Annotated in this window: 19 protein-coding genes; 4 read left to right on the forward strand and 15 right to left on the reverse strand. The window is 40.4% G+C overall.

All coding sequences use genetic code 11. From position 1 onward, the window contains the following. Positions 1 to 129: 129 nt before the first annotated feature. From aroB to RU86_RS06675, 7 genes are all read right to left on the reverse strand, one after another. Positions 130 to 1197 carry a 3-dehydroquinate synthase gene (aroB, locus tag RU86_RS06650; RefSeq protein WP_096814635.1) on the reverse strand — a complete coding sequence of 356 codons (1068 nt, stop codon included), beginning with the start codon at positions 1195 to 1197 and terminating at the stop codon, positions 130 to 132. Next, on the reverse strand, positions 1194 to 1772 hold the full coding sequence (locus RU86_RS06655) for a DUF1643 domain-containing protein (protein WP_245810492.1): 579 nt from the start codon (positions 1770 to 1772) through the stop codon (positions 1194 to 1196). Before RU86_RS06655 ends, aroB begins: the two co-directional genes overlap by 4 nt. Beyond that, positions 1765 to 2583 carry a shikimate dehydrogenase gene (aroE, locus tag RU86_RS06660; RefSeq protein WP_096814636.1) on the reverse strand — a complete coding sequence of 273 codons (819 nt, stop codon included), beginning with the start codon at positions 2581 to 2583 and terminating at the stop codon, positions 1765 to 1767. Before aroE ends, RU86_RS06655 begins: the two co-directional genes overlap by 8 nt. Positions 2584 to 2773: 190 nt before the next feature. After that, a complete protein-coding gene (locus RU86_RS06665; RefSeq protein ID WP_179296233.1) occupies positions 2774 to 4462 on the reverse strand; it encodes a BglG family transcription antiterminator in 1689 nt (562 codons plus the stop codon). Continuing rightward, positions 4410 to 4643: a hypothetical protein gene (locus tag RU86_RS12065; protein ID WP_179296234.1), complete on the reverse strand. Its 234-nt coding sequence runs from the start codon at positions 4641 to 4643 to the stop codon at positions 4410 to 4412. The genes RU86_RS06665 and RU86_RS12065 overlap by 53 nt, the downstream gene beginning before the upstream one ends. Beyond that, on the reverse strand, positions 4643 to 4909 hold the full coding sequence (locus RU86_RS06670) for a hypothetical protein (RefSeq protein ID WP_096814638.1): 267 nt from the start codon (positions 4907 to 4909) through the stop codon (positions 4643 to 4645). Before RU86_RS06670 ends, RU86_RS12065 begins: the two co-directional genes overlap by 1 nt. Before the next feature lie 325 nt (positions 4910 to 5234). Then, on the reverse strand, positions 5235 to 6209 hold the full coding sequence (locus tag RU86_RS06675; protein WP_096814639.1) for an NAD(P)/FAD-dependent oxidoreductase: 975 nt from the start codon (positions 6207 to 6209) through the stop codon (positions 5235 to 5237). A 247-nt stretch (positions 6210 to 6456) separates the two neighbouring features. Between RU86_RS06675 and RU86_RS06680 the strand changes: the two genes are divergently transcribed. Next, a complete protein-coding gene (locus RU86_RS06680; RefSeq protein ID WP_096814640.1) occupies positions 6457 to 7107 on the forward strand; it encodes a DJ-1/PfpI family protein in 651 nt (216 codons plus the stop codon). A gap of 43 nt (positions 7108 to 7150) precedes the next feature. Here the strand turns inward: RU86_RS06680 and RU86_RS06685 are convergent, their stop codons facing one another. Genes RU86_RS06685 through RU86_RS06695 form a run of 3 tightly spaced genes read right to left on the reverse strand, consistent with a single transcriptional unit; the run spans position 7151 to position 9051 of the window. After that, on the reverse strand, positions 7151 to 7687 hold the full coding sequence (locus tag RU86_RS06685) for a ClbS/DfsB family four-helix bundle protein (protein ID WP_096814641.1): 537 nt from the start codon (positions 7685 to 7687) through the stop codon (positions 7151 to 7153). Beyond that, entirely contained in the window at positions 7668 to 8585 is a 918-nt protein-coding gene (locus tag RU86_RS06690; protein ID WP_096814642.1) for a helix-turn-helix transcriptional regulator, read from the reverse strand. The genes RU86_RS06685 and RU86_RS06690 overlap by 20 nt, the downstream gene beginning before the upstream one ends. Next, positions 8563 to 9051: a GyrI-like domain-containing protein gene (locus RU86_RS06695; RefSeq protein WP_096814643.1), complete on the reverse strand. Its 489-nt coding sequence runs from the start codon at positions 9049 to 9051 to the stop codon at positions 8563 to 8565. The genes RU86_RS06690 and RU86_RS06695 overlap by 23 nt, the downstream gene beginning before the upstream one ends. Positions 9052 to 9289: 238 nt before the next feature. On the opposite strand from RU86_RS06695, the gene RU86_RS06700 reads away from it, so the two are divergent. After that, positions 9290 to 9688 carry a bacteriocin immunity protein gene (locus RU86_RS06700; protein WP_245810493.1) on the forward strand — a complete coding sequence of 133 codons (399 nt, stop codon included), beginning with the start codon at positions 9290 to 9292 and terminating at the stop codon, positions 9686 to 9688. A gap of 99 nt (positions 9689 to 9787) precedes the next feature. On the opposite strand, the gene RU86_RS06705 is transcribed toward RU86_RS06700, so the two are convergent. The 3 genes from RU86_RS06705 to RU86_RS06715 all read right to left on the reverse strand — a co-directional run bounded on the left by RU86_RS06705 (position 9788) and on the right by RU86_RS06715 (position 16151). Continuing rightward, positions 9788 to 10351 (reverse strand): nucleotidyltransferase family protein, encoded by a 564-nt coding sequence (locus tag RU86_RS06705; RefSeq protein WP_096814645.1) that lies wholly within the window; start codon positions 10349 to 10351, stop codon positions 9788 to 9790. Between the two features lie 127 nt (positions 10352 to 10478). Continuing rightward, a complete protein-coding gene (locus tag RU86_RS06710; protein WP_096814646.1) occupies positions 10479 to 11654 on the reverse strand; it encodes a cobalamin-independent methionine synthase II family protein in 1176 nt (391 codons plus the stop codon). A 225-nt stretch (positions 11655 to 11879) separates the two neighbouring features. Next, positions 11880 to 16151, reverse strand: a complete 4272-nt coding sequence (locus RU86_RS06715; RefSeq protein WP_096814647.1) for a 2-hydroxyacyl-CoA dehydratase — start codon at positions 16149 to 16151, stop codon at positions 11880 to 11882. 186 nt (positions 16152 to 16337) lie between these two features. Between RU86_RS06715 and RU86_RS06720 the strand changes: the two genes are divergently transcribed. Continuing rightward, a complete protein-coding gene (locus tag RU86_RS06720) occupies positions 16338 to 16952 on the forward strand; it encodes a TetR/AcrR family transcriptional regulator (RefSeq protein ID WP_096814648.1) in 615 nt (204 codons plus the stop codon). Between the two features lie 27 nt (positions 16953 to 16979). Here RU86_RS06720 and RU86_RS06725 read toward each other — a convergent pair whose 3' ends face one another. Further along, positions 16980 to 17591, reverse strand: a complete 612-nt coding sequence (locus RU86_RS06725; RefSeq protein WP_245810494.1) for a class I SAM-dependent methyltransferase — start codon at positions 17589 to 17591, stop codon at positions 16980 to 16982. Next, complete coding sequence (locus RU86_RS06730; protein ID WP_096814649.1) at positions 17584 to 18162, reverse strand: GDSL-type esterase/lipase family protein; 579 nt, start codon at positions 18160 to 18162, stop codon at positions 17584 to 17586. Before RU86_RS06730 ends, RU86_RS06725 begins: the two co-directional genes overlap by 8 nt. 223 nt (positions 18163 to 18385) lie before the next feature. Between RU86_RS06730 and coaA the strand changes: the two genes are divergently transcribed. Continuing rightward, the gene (coaA, locus tag RU86_RS06735) at positions 18386 to 19306 is read left to right on the forward strand and encodes a type I pantothenate kinase (RefSeq protein WP_096814650.1); all 921 of its coding nucleotides are present in this window, start codon (positions 18386 to 18388) and stop codon (positions 19304 to 19306) included. The last annotated feature ends 96 nt before the right edge of the window (positions 19307 to 19402 follow it).

Here is a 19402-nt window from a genome sequence, read left to right on the forward strand (position 1 = left end):
TTTGCTAGTCTCTCAACGCAACAACTTAGTATCTTATTTTATCATGTTTACCATAAGGCGCAAACTGATAGGCCTTTTATAACCGCTTCAACTCTCATATCATGCATGACGACATGTTACAAAACGCCCTTAGGCTAACCAGTCAGAAATAGCAGACATGTCGACTTCATTAATCATCGCTTGTCCTATTTTTGGCACAAGGACTGTTTTGATCAGGGCACCACGTGCTTTTTTATCCATGGTCATGGCCTTAGTAAGACGGGCTACATCCCAGTCTGCAACAGTCGTTGGCAGATGAAATTTGACAACCATGTCACGGATAGCCTGCGTAAGTCCAGGGGCAACCAGTCCCTTTTCCTCAGCTACTTTAGTTATCTGGATCATACCGATTGCGACACCTTCACCATGCATGACGGTACCATAACCTGCCGTTGCTTCGATGGCGTGACCGATCGTATGACCAAAGTTAAGATAGAGGCGTGTGCCATTATCTAACTCATCTTCGACTACCACTTTTCTTTTGACATCACAGGCATGGTAAATCAGTGATTCAGCATTAGCAAGTAGATTATCGACCTCACCTGTCAAGCCTTGTAAAATTTCCCATAGTTCAATATCAGCGATCAAGCCACACTTGATGACTTCTCCCATACCTTCGTATAGTTCTCGTTCTCCCAAAGTTGCCAGACAATCTGGATCGATTAAGACACCGTCAGGCTGGGTAAAGGTACCGACCATATTTTTGGCATAGGCAGTATTTACCCCCGTTTTCCCACCTACTGATGAGTCGACTTGCGCAGTCAAACTCGTTGCGATTTGTAGAAAATGAATGCCACGCATATAAGTTGAGGCGACAAAACCTGCTAAATCTCCGACAACGCCACCACCAAGTGCGACGATACCATCTGAGCGCGTCAAGCCAGTCTCAGCTAAAAATTGATAGGCAGTTTCAACTGTCGCCAGTGTCTTCGAGGCTTCTCCTTCTGGAAAGGTAAAGACGGCAACGTCGAATCCTGCACCCTCAAGTGACGCTTTCACGCCATCGGCATATAAGCTACCCACATGACTATCTGTTATAATCACGATTTTTTGTTGTTGCCATAGACTTGCGACCCACTCACCTGCTTGTGATAAGTAGCCACGCGCCACGATTATATCGTAAGGATGATCTGGTAAATTTACATGTAGTTTTTTCATAAATAACGTTTCCTTTCAGCTTCAACCTTAAGATAAAGGGGGTGTCTTGGATTGCCAGCCTTGGTTGGCTCAGCAAAATGGAAAATCTTGATACCTTGCGCTTTTAAGACTGCTAATATCGCATCCCGACCTTGTCGTAAGGCTTCATACTTAAGATCTCCCCAAGCACCCCAAACTTCTGTAATCTCATGTTCACACAAAAATGCACTGATCACGGAGATATTTTCTTGGGACAAGGCTTGATCAACCTCAGCCATGTTAGCCGCATCAGTCGCACGTTCTGGATAAGTATTAAAGACAACCCAGCCATCATAGCCTAATTTTTGACTGGCCGAAATGACACGATTAACGGTTCTATCACTGCTTTGGTCTCTGGCAGCTGACGGATTCATGCAGATGGCAACCAGTGGTCGCTTGCTTACTTTGCCAATGCCAAACCGATAGGGCTGATAGTGAGTTGGCTCAACCCAGTCAGGTGATTCACCTGCTGGATAGTGGACAACAAGCTTGGTCACTTTAGCAGCTGTAGTCTGTTTTTGATTTGCCATTTTCGGTGTGACTGTCTGTTTATCCATATACTTTTTCTTCCAATTTTGGCCAAATCAAGTCAGTTGGCATTTCCTTTCCAGTCCATAGGGTAAAACTTTCTGCTGCCTGATAAAGCAACATCCCTAAGCCATTCACCGTTTGATTCCCTTGAGACTTGGCATATTTGATCAAGGGCGTTTCGATCGGTTTATAAATCACATCAGCAACGATCATGTCTTTGGGCAATTTCATATCAGATGCGATCGGCATACTGATGCCATCCATGCCAACACTGGTCGTATTAATCAATAAATCACCAGTCAAACTCGCTAGTTCTGATAAAGGTTTGAAAATGATCTCTCCTGGATAGCCTGCAAATAGGTCTGGTTTATAGGTCCGATTATAAACTGTAATTCGGCCTGCACCTTGTAGCGCTGCTTCAGCAATAATCGCACGTGCTGCCCCACCAGCACCAATGACAGTAATCTCACTATCTTTGATGACAAAATCTTTAAGCGATTTGAAAAATCCCAAACCATCTGTTGAGGTACCAAACAAATGACCATCTTGATTGACGATCGTGTTGATGGCACCGGTCAGTTTAGCAACCTCTGAAAGCTCATCCATATAAGGGAGTGCGGCTTCTTTATAGGGCATAGACAAATTAGCCCCATACATCTCTAGGGACTTGATCGACGCTATTGTTGTTTGTAGATCTTGCTCTGCTATCTCAAATGCAAGATAAACGCCATTTTCATTAAGCTGTTCAAATGCAAAATTATGTATCAGTGGTGACAGAGAGTGTTTGATAGGGTTTGCAAGGACTGCTGCTAATCTAGTCTGACCATTTATTTCCATATCTTATTTTAACGTAATTTTCCGAATTTTTCAATATTGCTCAGCATACAAAGGCAGTTTCCTTGCGGTCAAGCCATATATTGGCAACGCTAAGCAAAAATACCTCAAGAATCGACAACAGCTACTTACTGTCGATTTCTGAGGTATCGGTATAGCGTTTACTGACGCTTGATATTGTTATGTCGTTTCTTTAGTCGCCCGCCATAACCATAGCTTTAATCGTGCTGATAAAGTCAGCATGACTGCTACAACTACTCAGTCTTTTGGCATTCAGGTCGTCTGACACAAGCATAATAAACTGCTCAAAGAAGCGATTAAATACCCGAGCATCAGCTTGATTAATGGCGATACAGGCGACTAATTTGACTGGATAATTCTCCCATATGATGGCATGCCTTAAGGTCATGATACTTACACCACTTTTAAGGGCAACGCGTGCCACAGCATGCGGTACGGCAATACCTGATGGAAAACTAGTTGGCGACATCTTTTCTCGCTTCTCAACTTCACATAAAAACGTCTGATCGACATAATCTGCTTGCTGCATGCGCTGATAGAGTCGCTTGCGAATCATGACCGGCGTGAGATCTTTTGATGCGAGCTGACCAAAATATAAGTCAGCCGGTATAAGGGTATCGATCAAGTGGCAGATATGACTTTTCTTGCGTGTCATGCTTAAGGTATCAATCGCCTGAGCTATTTTTTTCAAGTCCTTAGCTCTCAGAAATGGCTGTACCTTAACCGCATGTGCATAAGTAGATGCGATAGCTGGATCAGTTGTTATCAGTAACTCAGAGGACAAGGGGGCAAGATCACTTTTTTCAATCACATCAACCGTCACACTCTTGCCAAAATAGCACACGAGTTGCTCACGCATTTTCTTACCGATATCATGATAATCATTGACAAACAGGTTCAGACTGATTCGATTTTTATCATATCGCTCATTCTCTAAATAAGCACCAATATGTAGCGCAATGAAGGCAATTTCATCATCATTAATCTTTATCGCCAGCTGTTCTTGAATTAAAGAAGCGATGTAAACTGCCAAATCATAGGTCAGCGGATAAGCGCTTTTTAAATCCATTAGACTATTGTTTCTAGTAAACGTATCATATCTTGATCTGTGATAGAGACTTTGTAAATGAATGGCCAGCTGGTTGAAAAAAGCAGTATCATGTAAGTCGACTAGATAGGTCCGTTCAACTTCTGCTAAGACGGTTTCGAGTGCTTGTATAATCTCTGGATCAACAAAGCAGGTTAGGGTGTCATTTTGCAGGTGAAGCTGGGTATCATTTTGTAGACCAATGAAGAGTAAAGATAGCTGTGCGAGCTCGATCTCTGAGAAATAAATGTCGTATTCTTGAGCGAGTTTGTCAGCAATTTCTTCCGCGATTTTAAAAGTCGATTTACGCTTTAACAGCTCATGTTTTGGAAAGCTCATCAAGGTATGACCTTGCTTGATCCGCGCCATGCTAATCGCTAAATGCAAACTGATATTATCTAAGACATACTGATTCAGTTGCATCTGGTGGGCTGATAATACCTCTTGAACTAGCCCATTCAACTTGTCTAGTGATAGATACCCAATCATATCTTGAATGCTTTGCTTTAACTTTTCTTGCAGGTCACTTTCATTATACAAAAGTGAAATCAAGTAGCCTCGTTTCGCACGTTCAGTCCCAGTTAGCTTAACATAGTTACCCTCAAATACGATTTGAATCGGGTCATTTACAAGATTGCCTTTTAAGCATTGGATATCCTGTTTTAAAGTGGATTCAGAGATAAACAAGCTATCTGCCAAATCGAAAAAGTCAACCCCATTTTCAGGCTGTTTTAGCAGGGCTAAAAAGATACGAGGTTTCCTTTGCTTCCTCAAAAAGTCTGTCTGCTTCTTCCTTAAAATACCGTATTTTATTTGAATAATAGGTCTTGATGTAGTCATCGACGGTCATCTCATCACTAAAATAATGCGTATGAACAAAGGTAAGGGCTTCTCGAGATAAATCTTTCCAAATAAATGACGAAAAATTATCGTCTTCTCTCACGATTTTAGGCATTAGTGCCACCCTTTCGCATCTTGACTATCACGTAATGCAATACGTTGAGCGAGTTCAGGGAATTTATTAGCTTGTCTTAAGACACAAGAAGTGATTTTGGCAACATCATTCATCAGTTCATTCGCAATTTGTTTTCCATTCAGCATCGATTGTACATTACTCTCGCCAAAATCAACAGTTTTAAAACTCGACATGTCTTTTAAACCTGTCAATGTTGCAATTGCATCTTGTGCTTCTACGGTATTCGATCGGATTTTACCTGCCATAAAGAACCCATTTTCTTAATTAGTTACATTTATTATAACACGAATCATCTTAAAAATCAGTTGCTTTAGGACTTATTCCATATTTTCACTATTTTGTTGGTGTTTATAATCAGTTTAGTGAGTTTAATTAACTAAACTAACTAACTGGATATGTTAAGTTATGATTCATCTCTAGCATTTTCATTATTTGATACATTCATTATAAAACAACCGCATGATGACAAGCAAACTTCTTTTTTTCCTACTACTAGGAAACTTCATGATTTTGATAAACAAAAAAGCACCTAGGCTTTCCTAAGTACTGTTAGTATGATATATACATTAATTAAAACATCGATGTTGAATGCGCGTGCTTTAATTGGCCAGACTGGATTTTCTCCATGATCTGATTGACCGCATGCGGCCCTTCTTTGAAGCCTTCGACAATCAAGCCAAGTTTCCCTTCATAGCTTGCTGTATCACCAATGGCGTAGATATTTTCACTACTTGTTTGGTAATGTTTATCAACCAAGAAATGCTGGCGATTCATCGTCAGATTAACTGACCAAGCACGGATATCCTTATTATTACTGAGGAAACCGTGCTGTACAATGATCGTATCCACTTCCAGTTGATGGTCATTAGACAAGGTTAACATCAGGCCATCGTTATGATCTGAAATGTTGCGAATCGTCATCGGTGTTAAGACATCAACTTTTGAGGCATGCAACTTATCAACTGAAGACTCATGGGCACGAAACTCATTTCTTCTATGAATCAGACTAACTGATGCGCCGACGTGTTCTAACATCAAAGCCATATCGATAGCCGAATCTCCACCACCGGCAATGGCGATATGCTTGCCATTAAACTGATCTTTTTCAGCAACATTATAGCGGAGTTTGGCTTCATCAAAGACAGATGGCTCATCAGTCTTCAGCATTTTAGGTGCGAACGAGCCATTTCCAGTCGCAATGACCACGGCTTTGGTCAAGTAGCTAGTTTTGCTTGTCTTCACCTCATAGAAACCAGTTTCAGCTTGTTTGGTAATATCGACTACTTTTTCAGAAAGTCTGATTGGCACGCCGAATTGGGCAGTTTGTTTGACCAAATCGGCCACCAAATCTTCAGCTTTTACTGCAAAATAGCCTGGGACATCATGGATTGTCTTCTCTGGATATAGGGCTGTTAATTGGCCACCTGCTGTTTCAAGCGAGTCCAAAATTTGTACTTTATTTTTACGCATGCCAGCGTAGAAACCAGCAAAGAGGCCGCTGGGCCCAGCACCAATAATTGTGATATCGTAAATATTTTCTGTCATTTTTATATTCCTTTTTAGCATATAGTGTCAAACATATTTTACCATATTTAAATGAAAAGCGTATTAAAAATGCTTAATATTTTCTATATGCCAACAGAACATCTAGACTTAGTAACGATGAAATTTAGTTTCTTAAATACTTTTTTTAAAAGCAGTCATATTGATTGATTGCTGCCACACTGTTGTCAGCTATAAACAGGTATACTTATCATATAACAAACCTATCATCATTAATTGGAGGAAACACATGAAAACAGTTTATATTTACCTACTTGATACACTCGCGGACTGGGAAATCGGCTACATCACGTCAGAATTACGCTCAAAACGCTTTTTCAAAAGAGATGCACCTGAGATCACAATTAAAACAGTCAGTTATGACTTAACCCCCATCACGACAATGGGCGGTTTTACACTCAAACCTGACTGCTTGGTAGCTGATATTTTGGTCAATGCATCCAGCACCTTACTATTACCAGGGGCAGATACTTGGCATGAGCAGAAACATCAAGCAATACTTGTCAAAACGCACGAGTTACTTGATGCTGGGGCAACGATAGGAGGGATTTGCGGGGCAACTGCTGCCCTTGCCAATGTTGGCATACTAGACGATCGGATGCATACCAGTAATGGCCTAGTCTTTCTTGACATGTTTGCTAAAGCCTACCATGGACACCCCCATTACATAGATGAACCAGCCGTATCAGATCATAACCTCATCACTGCAAATAGCACTGCTGGAGTGTTATGGACAAAACTAATTCTTGAACAAATAGGGGTATTTGAGGTCGACACCTTGTCTGCTTGGTACCACTATTTTAGCACTGGTAATGCAGCCTACTTCTTTGAGCTGATGCAGTCTTTACCCGCTAAAAATGATCAAAATCAGCCCCATTAACTTACTTTGATAGCAGCTTACAACAAGCCGATGTTGGAAGCTGCTATTTGCTTTTATCTGCTTTGAGTTGTCTCTTTATTTTTTTACTTGCCCAATCATAATGACTGGATAAGGATGATACAAAATAACTCCCTAAGGACGTCGTCCCTGTCCAAGCAAAATACTGCTTGGTAAAGAGAGCTTCATTTGACAAAGCGTCAACTAATGTCATCATTTCCTGATGACTGTTGGCCAATAATGCTTCTGCGCTTGCTAGCGTAGTTTCCTGATGTTGCGCTATAAAAGTTTGATTTAACTTGCCATAAGTTCGCCAGTTATAAGGGGCTGGAAAGAATGGCTGAACTTGTCCTGCTTGATTTGCCCTAACCCAGGTTAATACCAACTGATGCCATTCATATAAATGGATCAGTACATCTCTTACATTTTTATCTCGCTGCCAATGGACCTCTGTCATCTTGTCAGTTATGACAAAGGAAAAGTCGACTTCTGGATCTGCTAACTGGTGGCACAAGGCCATCATCTGCTCATAACTCGTCCTACTCGCTGTGAGTAAATCTGCTTTAATCGTTGGTCTGCTCATGATATAACTGCCTCATACTTTCTACTGTTTCTACTAGCTCTTTTTTTAAGCTTGTAGGTGATAGCACCTTAGCTGCCTCTCCTAGGGATAATATATAGTTAATGAGCCACTTGCCCCTAGGAAATTCGCCATCAACTAGCAAATGACCACTTGCTAATTTGCTAATCGAGTCAAGTGGAAAATCATCATAAACTCGGTAGCCGACTCCTGCTGCTACCTCCATGACCAAATGAACTGTTTCTATCTCACGTGGGTCAACAAAAGGCCGTGTTGTCGTTACCATCTCTCGCCTAGTAAACTGCTGTGAGCTGATGATTAAACTTGTCATTCGGCTTAGCTTAAATAGTCTAAAATCAGATCTTGTTAAGCAATAGCCTTTAAGATACCAATTCATACTCTTAAAGACAAGTTGCAGCGGTTCCACTTCTCTAGTCGATAGATCACCCTTACTATTAAAATAGTTAAACCTGACGCTTTTAGTGTCAAAAATAGCGTGCTTCAAAAGATCGAAACACTGGTCACTTGTCTCATACCAGGTGCTTAAGTCGATCGCTAACCAGGGTTCACTGATTTTACCAAAAAACGCTGATAACTTTTGTAAGACATCGACATTTCTTGTCTCTATATTAACTGCAGCCATTGTCTCAAGTGCCTGTAAGACGGTCTCTCTCTCTTTTTGATCCAGTAGCACTTTATTCAGTACAAAATCAGATAAGAGACCAACACCGCCACCAGCTCCCTTTTGCGTATAAATAGGAATCCCAGCCTGACTGAGCCGATCAATATCCCGATAAATCGTTCGGATGGACACCTCACATCTCGCGCTCAAGGCCTTAGCGGTTATCCGCTCTTGGTTTAACAGTATATAAATAATATCAAATAGTCGATTTGTCTGCATCCGCTAACTCACTCCTTAAACTGATGTAAATATGGACCTCAGCTTGCTTACCATCGGCCACCTGATAGGCTTCAAAATCTGCGGCAAATAAGCGAGGTAGGGGCATCTGCCAAATAGCCGTCCAAGCATCTGCGACTTTTGAAACGAGTTGATCTTGACTTGCTTTGACAACAAATTTAGCATACTTACCGCCCTTGATCACCCGCGTTTCAAAGCGACTACCTGGCTCAGTCACTTGGCATGCCACCATCACCGTATAGTCGCCTTTTTCATCAGATGCATAATCCGTGTAAATACCTAGTGCAACATGGTCTACCCGATGCGCAATTTTGTCAACATGACCATCACTATAGAAGCGCTGCCATAACTGAGCAATCTTTTCACCCATATCCGGCGCAGCATTATTGGTCCGATCCGTAATTCCCACAACTAATTTATCTGCTAGTGTCACAAGTTCATAGGTCATTTTAATCACCTTTTATCCTTTTCATTATACCATTATCATAACAGAGGTAAGCTGACAAGATCTGTCAGGTATATAAAAAGAAACATAGACCTTTAGTTTCAGTTATAAGAACAAAACCCCATCCGCTAGCCATACTTAGTTTTGACAAGACATAAAAATAGCCATGTGATTGGTATATCCCTAGTTATTGTTTTACTTTTTCAAAAGATAGTGCTTAAATAATAAACATAAAAGAAGGATGCGATATGAACAGTTAAGACTAGATCTTACGAGAATGGGGACGCTTAAAATGGTGAATGCTTTAGAAAAAGGGATCGTTATGGAGTTATATCATATTTTAGAAAAACGTGATCATAAGTCTATACAAATTTTAGATATTTTGGATGTTTTATTACAAGTTGATAAACGACTAGATAACGAAAAACATCCAGAGAGATTAATCAATAAATTAACGCAATATATTCGGATTACTGCTTCTACAGGGAAAATTAAATTTGATTCTGAAGCAGAAAAACTAACCATTCAGTTAAGTGTTATTGGGCAAAAAGCTGGCCTAAACGGGTCATACATGGCGGACTTTTCTGATAAATCACAGTTCTATAAATTTGGCCAACAAGTGCCATGTCATAATAACTAGATTAATCCCCCAAAAATACTTTCAAACAACAGATAAACCTCACTCAGAAAATGGGTGAGGTTTTTTGCGATCTGACTAAACAGATGACGTTTAGTTTTTTTAGTTACCTTGTAAAATCGTCACCTTAGGCCATTTCTCTTGCCAATTTTTCTTGGCAAGACGCGCTTGATAAATGCTTAGCTTCTCTGGACTCTCTAAAAAATAAGGGGTTGGTCTGACGATAAAGGCAAGAATATCAGATAAGCCGTAAGGCGTAAATAGCGTAATCTCACCATCGGCTGATCCTTTTATACCAATCGCTGTACATCTTTCGGGAAACCTTGTGATGGCATCACAAGCGCTGAGATAAGGCTGTGTATTAGGATTATGCAAGTGCATGTGTGCTTGATTTTTCAGTTCCCAGTCATAAGTCGGATAGGCAGCTTGCAGGGATGCTTCAATGTCTCTAGTTTGCTCGTAAGATATCAGCTTGTCAAAAAACACGACATCAACATCCGTTTGCTGATCAAAAAGTGGCAAACCTGATAGATAATTCCAAATCAAGTTTCGAATCGTGCCGGCAGCTAACCAAGCATCAGCCAATCCTAAGCGGTTAATGATGTTTAAGATAGCAATGATTTCAGGCGTATCATGTAAGAGGGCTTTTAATTCGGCTTCCGTCATTTTTTCTTCTCCTCATATCTGATTTAAGCTAATTTCTGTTCTTTCTCAAACTATCTCATCTTTAGTATAGTGCCTAAAAGCATGTCAGTCAACAAAAAAACTAGACTCAGCTAGTTTTTTTCATTAGTTATTCTCCAAAGAAGGCTAACGCAAGTGCTTGACCTTGGTCAATTTTTGCCCATTGTTGGCTTTCTGATAGCTCATTGCCACTATCACAAGATGCAAACCCACATTGATGAGACAAGTAGAGACGTTCTTTAGGGATAATTTGGCTAGCTTGTTCAAGTAAGGCAATCACGCGCGCCTCGTCGTCTAACGTTGCTGTCTTACTTGATAAAAATCCTAGCACAACTTCTGTCTCAGGTCTGTCTCTAAATACGTCAAGTGCTGAGAGGTTACCTGCACGCTCATCATCCCATTCCAAAAAGAAGCGATCGTAATGTTGTTGTTTTAAAAATAGATTTGCTATCGTTTCATATGACCCACCACTCAAGTATCTAGAATCATAGTTACCACGACAATTATGCGTCCAAACGGCTAAGCCAAGACTATGACCATAGTCTATCACATCATTATTAAGGTCGATAAAAGTTTGTGCCAAGGCTTCATTTTTTTCTTGATCACTCGCTTCATCATTTAAGGTAGAATGTGGATTATCTGCTGAGAATCTTTCCCATAGGCAGTCATCAAACTGGATGATTTTTCCGCCAATGGCAACATACTCTGATAAAAATTCCTTATAGGCTGCTGCTAAATCGGCCTTAAAGTCAGATGCATCATGATAGTAGGCTTCTGGGTCTTTTTCTTGCGTCGCTTTTGCCTCTTGTGTAAATGACCACTCCCCAAAAATATGAGAAGGAGATGGGATACATAATTTAGTCGTATGATCACCAGCATTAGCCAAAATTTCTTTGTATATCTCAATAAAATGATGATTTTTGCCACTTAATTTTTCAGTAAAGGTCAAGCCGATGTCACGACGTGTTTCATAGTCTTGCGCTGCATCCGTATCTCTAAAGAGATAGCCCTGCGTTGCTAGGAAACGACGAACACCTTTGAGTCCCCAGACAAAGTCCAGGTGCCAAAGGGACTTAGAAAACTCACCATCTGAAACAATCGAGATATGATGGTCAATTTGCTTTTTAATGACCTCCTGAATAGCTTGTGTTTCAGTCGCTTGATAGCCTTCAAAATCTTCATAAAAGGGATAGGTAATATCATCTCTTACTTGAATCTGGTTCTTATAGTCAAGTAAACCTTTTGGTCTCAACAAACTACCTATAATTTGAAATTTTTCACTCATCTACTTATCCCCTTTTATATGGTATATCTAATTAACAGCATGATAAAAATATGTGCTGTTATCAACTTGCTTGATAGGTCTATTATAAGTAAAAATCAGTCTCTTGTATAATACTAAAAATCCCTAGCTAACTATAGTCAAAATCTATAACTAAATCGCTATTTATATCCTTTTGCTATAGATTTAAGCAATATAAAAAACTGCCTAGTGACAGTTTTCTATAGGTTAGACATGCATTTCCATATCTTTTTTCAATTGTTTCTTAGCTGTTGCCATCATCAAGCGAATTCTATTGAGCTGATTGACAACCGATACGGATGGATCATAATCAATCGGTGCAATATTTGCTCTAGGATATTGACGGCGTAATTCCTTGGTCATCCCTTTACCTACGATATGATTGGGTAGGCAACCAAAGGGTTGGAGACAGACGATATTATCCACACCATCCTGTAATAACTCAATCATCTCACCTGTCAAGAACCAGCCTTCACCCGTATGATTACCGATCGAGATGATTTTCTCAGTATCTGCTGCTAAGGCATCTATGGAATGAAGCCCATCAAAACGTTTGGAAGCTTTGAGTGCCTTATTCATAGGTTTTTCCATCATCTGAATGATATTGATAAAGGCACGCGCAAAGTATTTGGCTTTTTTACCCATGCCAAGGTTATCTGATTTCCAGATTTGGTTGTATAATGAGTAGTTCATAAAGCCGATGATATCTGGTACCACGGCTTCTGCACCTTCAGACTCGATGATGCTGACGATGTCATTATTGGCTGTTTTAGAGTACTTGACCAGGATCTCACCAACAACACCAACGCGAGGTTTTTTGATATCACGTAGCGGTATCTCATCAAATTCACGGACAATCTGTTTCATGTTACGATTAAATTCAAATATTGACCCTGATTTCATGTTGTGTTTGGCTTTTTCAAGCCATTTAGCATGCAAGGCATCTATCTGACCCTTACTGATTTCATAAGGTCTTGTCCGATAAACCACGCGCTCAAACAAGTCACCGTATAACGCGCCGATCACGACACGAACCATGAGCGGTACAGTCAACTTAAAACCATCTGACTGCTCAGTCCCTTTATTACCCATCGATAGGGAGACAACAGGGACTTGTGCAAAGCCAGCATCCTTGAGTGCTTTTCTGAGCAAGGGGATGTAGTTAGTCGCTCTGCAACCACCACCTGTTTGTGTCATCAAAACTGAGGTGTTATTGACATCATAGTCACCTGATGCTAGGGCATGTATTAATTGACCAATCGAAATAATTGCTGGGTAGCACGAATCATTATTGACAAACTTAAGCCCTGAGTTGATGGCTGCCTTATCTTCTGGTAATAGGACCACATTGTAGCCTGATTGTTTGAAGGCTTCATCGATCAAGCCTTCTTGGTGAATAGGCGACAACATGGGCATGAGTAAGGTATGCTTTTGTTTCATTTCTTTTGTGAAAAGGGGATGACTTTCGACCATTTCATGATAGTCAGCCTCAGCCATTTCTGCCAGTTGAGGGCGTTTGTCTCGTTCGTTTACCGCCGCTTTAAGTGACCGCAAGCGAATCCGAATCGCCCCCATATTTGACCCTTCGTCTATTTTTAAGACAGTATAAAGTTTGTGATGGGCTTGCATAATTTCTTCGACTTGGTCGGTTGTGACCGCATCCAGACCACAGCCAAAGCTGTTGAGCTGAACGAGTTCGAGATTTTTATTTTTAGCAACGACACGTGCAGCACCATACAAGCGTGAATGATAGACCCACTGGTTCACCACACGTAAGCCACCCACTTCTGATAAATGGGCAATGGCATCCTCAGTCAAGACATGAAAGCCTTCTTGGGTGATGATATTTGCGATACCATGATTGATTTCAGGATCCAAATGATAGGGTCTGCCAGACAAGACGATGGCTTTTTCATGATTTAAGTTGATCTGCATCATCAGGTCTTCTGCCTGCTCTCGAATGTCTTGCTTGAAAGCATCCATCTCTTCAAAGCCGTGTTTGACTGCAGCTGAAACCTCTGCTTTTGTGATCTCAAAATCTGACAAAGCTTGGTAGAGGTTGTTGGTCATATTGTCTGGATCAGCTAAGTTGATGAAAGGATGAATATAGCCAACTTGACCATTTCTGATTTCATCGATATTATTTTTAATGACCTCAGGGTAAGACTGGACGATTGGGCAGTTATAATGGTTTTGGGCACTAGCATCTTCTTGACGTTCATACAAGACAGACGGATAGAAAATCGTTGGGACATCTTTTTCTATCAAGCTCATGATGTGACCATGACTCAGTTTGGCAGGGTAGCAAACGGTATCAGATGGAATCGTCTCAATCCCTTTTTCATAGAGTGCCTTATCTGATTTTGGCGATAAGACAACTCTAAACCCTAAATCAGTTAGCAGCGTATGCCAGAGTGGGTAGTTTTCATACATATTCAAGACACGTGGAATACCAATCTCCCCATGCATCGCTTTTTTCTTACTCAACGATTTAAACTTAAAAAGTTTTTTATATTTATAGTCAACGAGGTTAACTTTTTTATCGCGTTTATCTACTTTAATCTGCATGGCCTTTTCTGCACCACGCTCACAGCGATTACCAGAGACAAATTTAGAGCCATCATTAAAAACGGTCAAGGTCATCTTACACATGTTTTCACAGAGACCACAGGTCGTAAATTCTTTTGTTGTCTTAAAAGCTTGCAGTGATGCCAAATCAAGAATCGTAGAGAGACCTGTGTCGTCTGACCCATTTTCCATGGCAATTAGGGCACAGCCGTATGCCCCCATGAGTCCTGCTATAGAGGGACGCACCACTTGACGACCGGATATCTTTTCAAAGGCACGTAAAACAGCTTCATTATAGAAAGTCCCACCTTGAACGACGATTTTGTCTCCCAAATCTTCTGGACGTTTGACCTTAATCACTTTATAAAGGGCATTTTTGATAACAGAATACGACAAACCAGCAGAAATGTCACCAACAGTCGCCCCCTCTTTTTGAACCTGTTTGACTTTCGAGTTCATAAAGACCGTACATTTTGAGCCGAGATCAACTGGATGTTTGGTCAACAAAGCTGCTTGGGCAAACTCTTTAACGTCATATTTCAATGACTTGGCGAAGGTTTCGATAAAAGAGCCACAACCAGAACTACAGGCTTCATTTAGCTGAATGCTTGATAAGGCCCCATCCCGAATCTTCATCGCCTTCATATCTTGCCCACCGATGTCGATGATAAAGTCGACACCAGGTTGGAAAAAGTCAGCTGCTTTGTAGTGGGCCATGGTTTCAACTTCACCGATGTCGACTTTTATCGCAGCTTTGATCAGCTGTTCCCCATATCCTGTGACAGCTGATTTGGCAATATAAACATCATCGGGCATTTCGTTGTACAGCCTTGTCATGACGGTCAATACTGATTCAAGTGGATCACCATTATTTGACCCATAATGCTCAAATAATAGATTGCCTTCGTCATCGATCAAGACAAGTTTTGTCGTGGTCGATCCAGCATCAATCCCAAGATAGGCTGCACCACGATGCTCAGAAAGTAATTTATGCGCAGCTGATGCTTTGGCATGTCTGGCTCTAAAGGCTGCTAAATCTGCTTCACTCTCAAACAAGACATCCATCGTATCTTGCGGGACTAAGTTTTCAGAGTTGTCATTTTCTAATTGATAAATGATTTGTGACGCAGAAAATTCAGTAGCATTTTCTTCGTCTAGTGCAGCACCCATGGCGACAAAAAGTTGTGGATGTTCAGGAAATACAACATTTTCAGGTTTGATATTCAAGGTTTCGATAAACCGTTTGCGGAGTTCACTCATGAAATAGAGTGGTCCGCCTAAAAAGGCGATATTCCCGGTTATTCTGCGACCCGCGGCCAATCCAGCAACGGTCTGATTGACAACAGCCTGAAAGATACTTGCGGCGATGTCTTCCTTACGGACCCCTTCATTTAATAGAGGTTGCACATCTGTTTTGGCAAAGACACCACACCGACTGGCGATCGGATAAAGATTTTGATAGTTTTTAGCAAGCTCATTCACGCCAGCAGCATCTACTTTTAATAGTTCCGCCATTTGGTCGATAAAGGCACCCGTTCCACCAGCACAAGACCCGTTCATCCGCTGTTCCATGGCCCCATCAAAGAAGGTCATCTTGGCATCTTCTCCACCTAATTCGATCATCACATCTGTTTGTGGAATAAATTTTTCGATCGTTAAAGTAGAGGCGATAACTTCCTGAATGAAGGTTGCCCCGATCACATCAGATAGCCCCATACCACCTGACCCTGTAATCGAAAAAGTGAAGGGAATATCACCCAGTTCACACATCATCTCTTGGAGCACTTTGATGGTGGCTGTTTTCACATCTGAAAAATGTCGTTCATAACGAGAGAATTTCATCTCATAGTTATCATCAAAAACGACCATTTTCACTGTTGTTGAGCCAACATCAATCCCTGCTTTATACATAAACACTTCTTTCCTAATTTGATACATGCCATAGACAACACACTGTTGTCTATCATATATAAGTTCATTTTACAAGTAATTCGACTTGCGCGCAACCGTTAAAATGTGCTAAACTGTTGGTAAAACAACACTAAGCAACAAAGTGTTGCATAACCATGGCTGATTTTTAAAAATAGTGAGGAAATGATGACAAAAAAAATTGATTTACGTGTTAAGCGCACCAACAAACTGATTACACAAGCCTTTATTAAATTATTGGGTAGCAAGACATTTGATAAAATTACAATTAATGATATCTCAGATGAGGCGATGATCAATCGTGCGACATTCTACAGTCATTTCAAAGATAAATTTGATCTTTTTGAAAACATTATAGACAAATTTTTAGGCGATTTTGCAGATGTCTTAGATACTGAAAATTTAGTGGAAGAAAATGCGATAAACGTCAAAAAAATAGAGGGTGCCTTGACTAAATTCTATGACTTTGTCAATGAAAACCCTGATTTAGCTAAAATTTTCATCACACATAGTAATAAGGAAATTTTATCCAAAAGATTGCTGACGATTCTTTCTGAAAGATACTCAGAAATTTTTGACAGCTTAGATGTCCGAAATGAGGACTTGAAGATTCCGACTGATTTTGTCGTATCCTATATCACAAGTATCTTCATCGGTACGGTAAACTGGTGGATTGAACAAAAAAATCACGAGATGTCAGCAAATGAATTTGCGTCTCTCGTGATTAAATTAATTTCAAACGGTCACTTGACAGTCTTAGGTGTCAATATTAACCGGGATTAATATGAATCCTACCCTAGTATATCGGGATTAAATCGTGTCTTCTTTAATAGCCTGTAAGATAAAATAGCCCTTATCTTTTTTGATGACCTCACAGTTGCCAAACACTGTTGCCATTTTCGCCTTGGCACTAGGTGCCCCTTGTTTTTTCTGAATGACGATGGTCAGTGTACCAGCCAAGTTAAGGTGGTCAAATGCCCCAGTAATGACACCATGAACGACGTCTTTTCCTGCTCTGATAGGAGGATTTGAGATGATGTTATCGTAAGTGCCTACCACTTTATCGTATAGATTTGACTGAAAAATAGTTGCTGTGACCTTATTTTTCTCAGCATTTTTCTCTGATAAGGCAAGGGCACGTAGATTCACATCGATCATGGTAGGGATAACCCCTTGTGCTTTAGCTAAGGTAATGCCAATAGGGCCATATCCACAGCCAACATCTAATAAAGTTGACTTTGCCTCAAAATTAACCGCACTTAAAAGCACTTGACTCCCAAAGTCAATGGCTTTTTTACTAAAGACACCAGCATCGGTTGTAAATGATACGTTTTGCGCTAATAACTCAGTATCAAGTTGATGAATATCATGTGCAGCATCTGGATTTTCTGCATAGTACATTTTTTGAAATTGGTTAGACATGCTCTTTTTTAAACTCCCTAGTCCTAACATCAGCTGCAATCAGTGATGTGATTAATTGATAGCCCTTAGTCGTAAAATGAACCCCATCTGATACGATTAACTCATCTGGATTTGGACTTGCAAGCATGGCTTGATTTAGCTCTATCAGGCCTGCTCCTGTTTGACTAGCCACTTGCTTAGCTACCTCGACATAGGCCACAAATCCTGCATTTGTCCGGCCTAGCATCTTCTGTGTCTTAGCGATAGCTGTTTCACTAACATAGGATGGGGTCAAAATCGTCGTTTTTCCTGCACCAAGTGCTGTGACAAATGTGGTTAGGTTATCAGCAAACTGACTAGGAGATATCTGTCTGTGAACTGCTGCGTCATTTGCACCAAAGAAGATATAGTAATAATCAGCTCTTGACGCGACCACACCTGCTAGCCGGTTCATGGCCGCATTCGTATCCTCTCCTGCGACAGCAAAACGTTCAACTTGCGCTGAAATACCTGCTTTAGTCAGCAACGTTTGCGTCATCACTTCCATTTCTATATGTGTCGAGATGGAGTCACCAAATACTGCTATTTTCACTTTTTAACCCCCTTAACGTTTATCTGGCAAGCCATTTGCTACTCTTTTAGCTATTCCCTGCCATTCCTGAGTTTGAACAATCTATTTATTATAGCATATTTTATGACGTGATCTGATACGATATGGACTGATTTCTGTGATATATCCCTCCCTTTTCCAGTTAATCTCATTTTGTGTAAGCGCATTCTGGTAATTAAAATGGGAATATGGTAAAATTACTTTTATGGAAACTGAACTGATTAACTACGAAAAAATAACCCGCCGTATCTGGCAAAATTTATATAAAAAAAGCTTACCTGCTTTGACTGAAAAAGAACTTGATAATATCAAATCGATTAACGATGAAATCAGTCTTCAAGATGTTAATGATGTCTATCTACCACTCGTACAACTCATTCGTATTTACAAGAAAACGATGCGTGATCTTAATTTTTCAAAAGGCCTATTTCTCCAGAAGATTACTGAAAAACAACCCTTTATTATCGGTATTTCCGGTTCTGTAGCTGTTGGTAAATCTACTACAGCCAGACTACTACAGCTGCTTCTATCACGGACGTTTAAAACGTCTACTGTAGCGCTTGTGACCACAGATGGCTTTCTATATCCTAAGGAAACCCTATCTGAGAGAGGTATCCTTGATCGAAAAGGCTTCCCTGAATCTTATGACATGGAAAGCTTAATCAGTTTTCTACTTGCAATCAAGTCTGGAAAAGATGTCAGTATCCCCGTCTATTCTCATGAAACCTATGATATCTTGCCTGAAAAAGAATTGGTTAAAGCACCAGATATCCTAATCGTTGAAGGGATTAATGTCTTCCAAAGTGGTGCAAACAAACAACTTTATATCAATGACTTTTTCGATTTCTCGATCTACGTTGACGCTAAAGAACAGAATATCGAACGCTGGTATCTGGAACGGTTTAAAACCTTCCTAGACCTGGCTAAACAAAATCCAAGTAACTACTATCATCAGTTTACCTCACTACCAGCTAATGAAACACTAAAAATAGCACGTGATACTTGGAAAAAGGTGAATTTAGTTAACCTGAGAGACTATATAGAACCCACACGTAGTCGCGCTGAGGTGATTCTACATAAGGATAAGACCCACAAGATTGATAAAATATATTTGAAAAAATATTAAAAAAAGTTCGCGAAAATGATCACCCCACATCAAATGTCTTGATGTGGGGTTTGTGGTATTGATGCTAGTAAGATGTTCGTGACGTTCATAAAAAAC

Source organism: Pseudolactococcus piscium (genome assembly GCF_002441695.1).
Classification (GTDB): domain Bacteria; phylum Bacillota; class Bacilli; order Lactobacillales; family Streptococcaceae; genus Pseudolactococcus; species Pseudolactococcus piscium.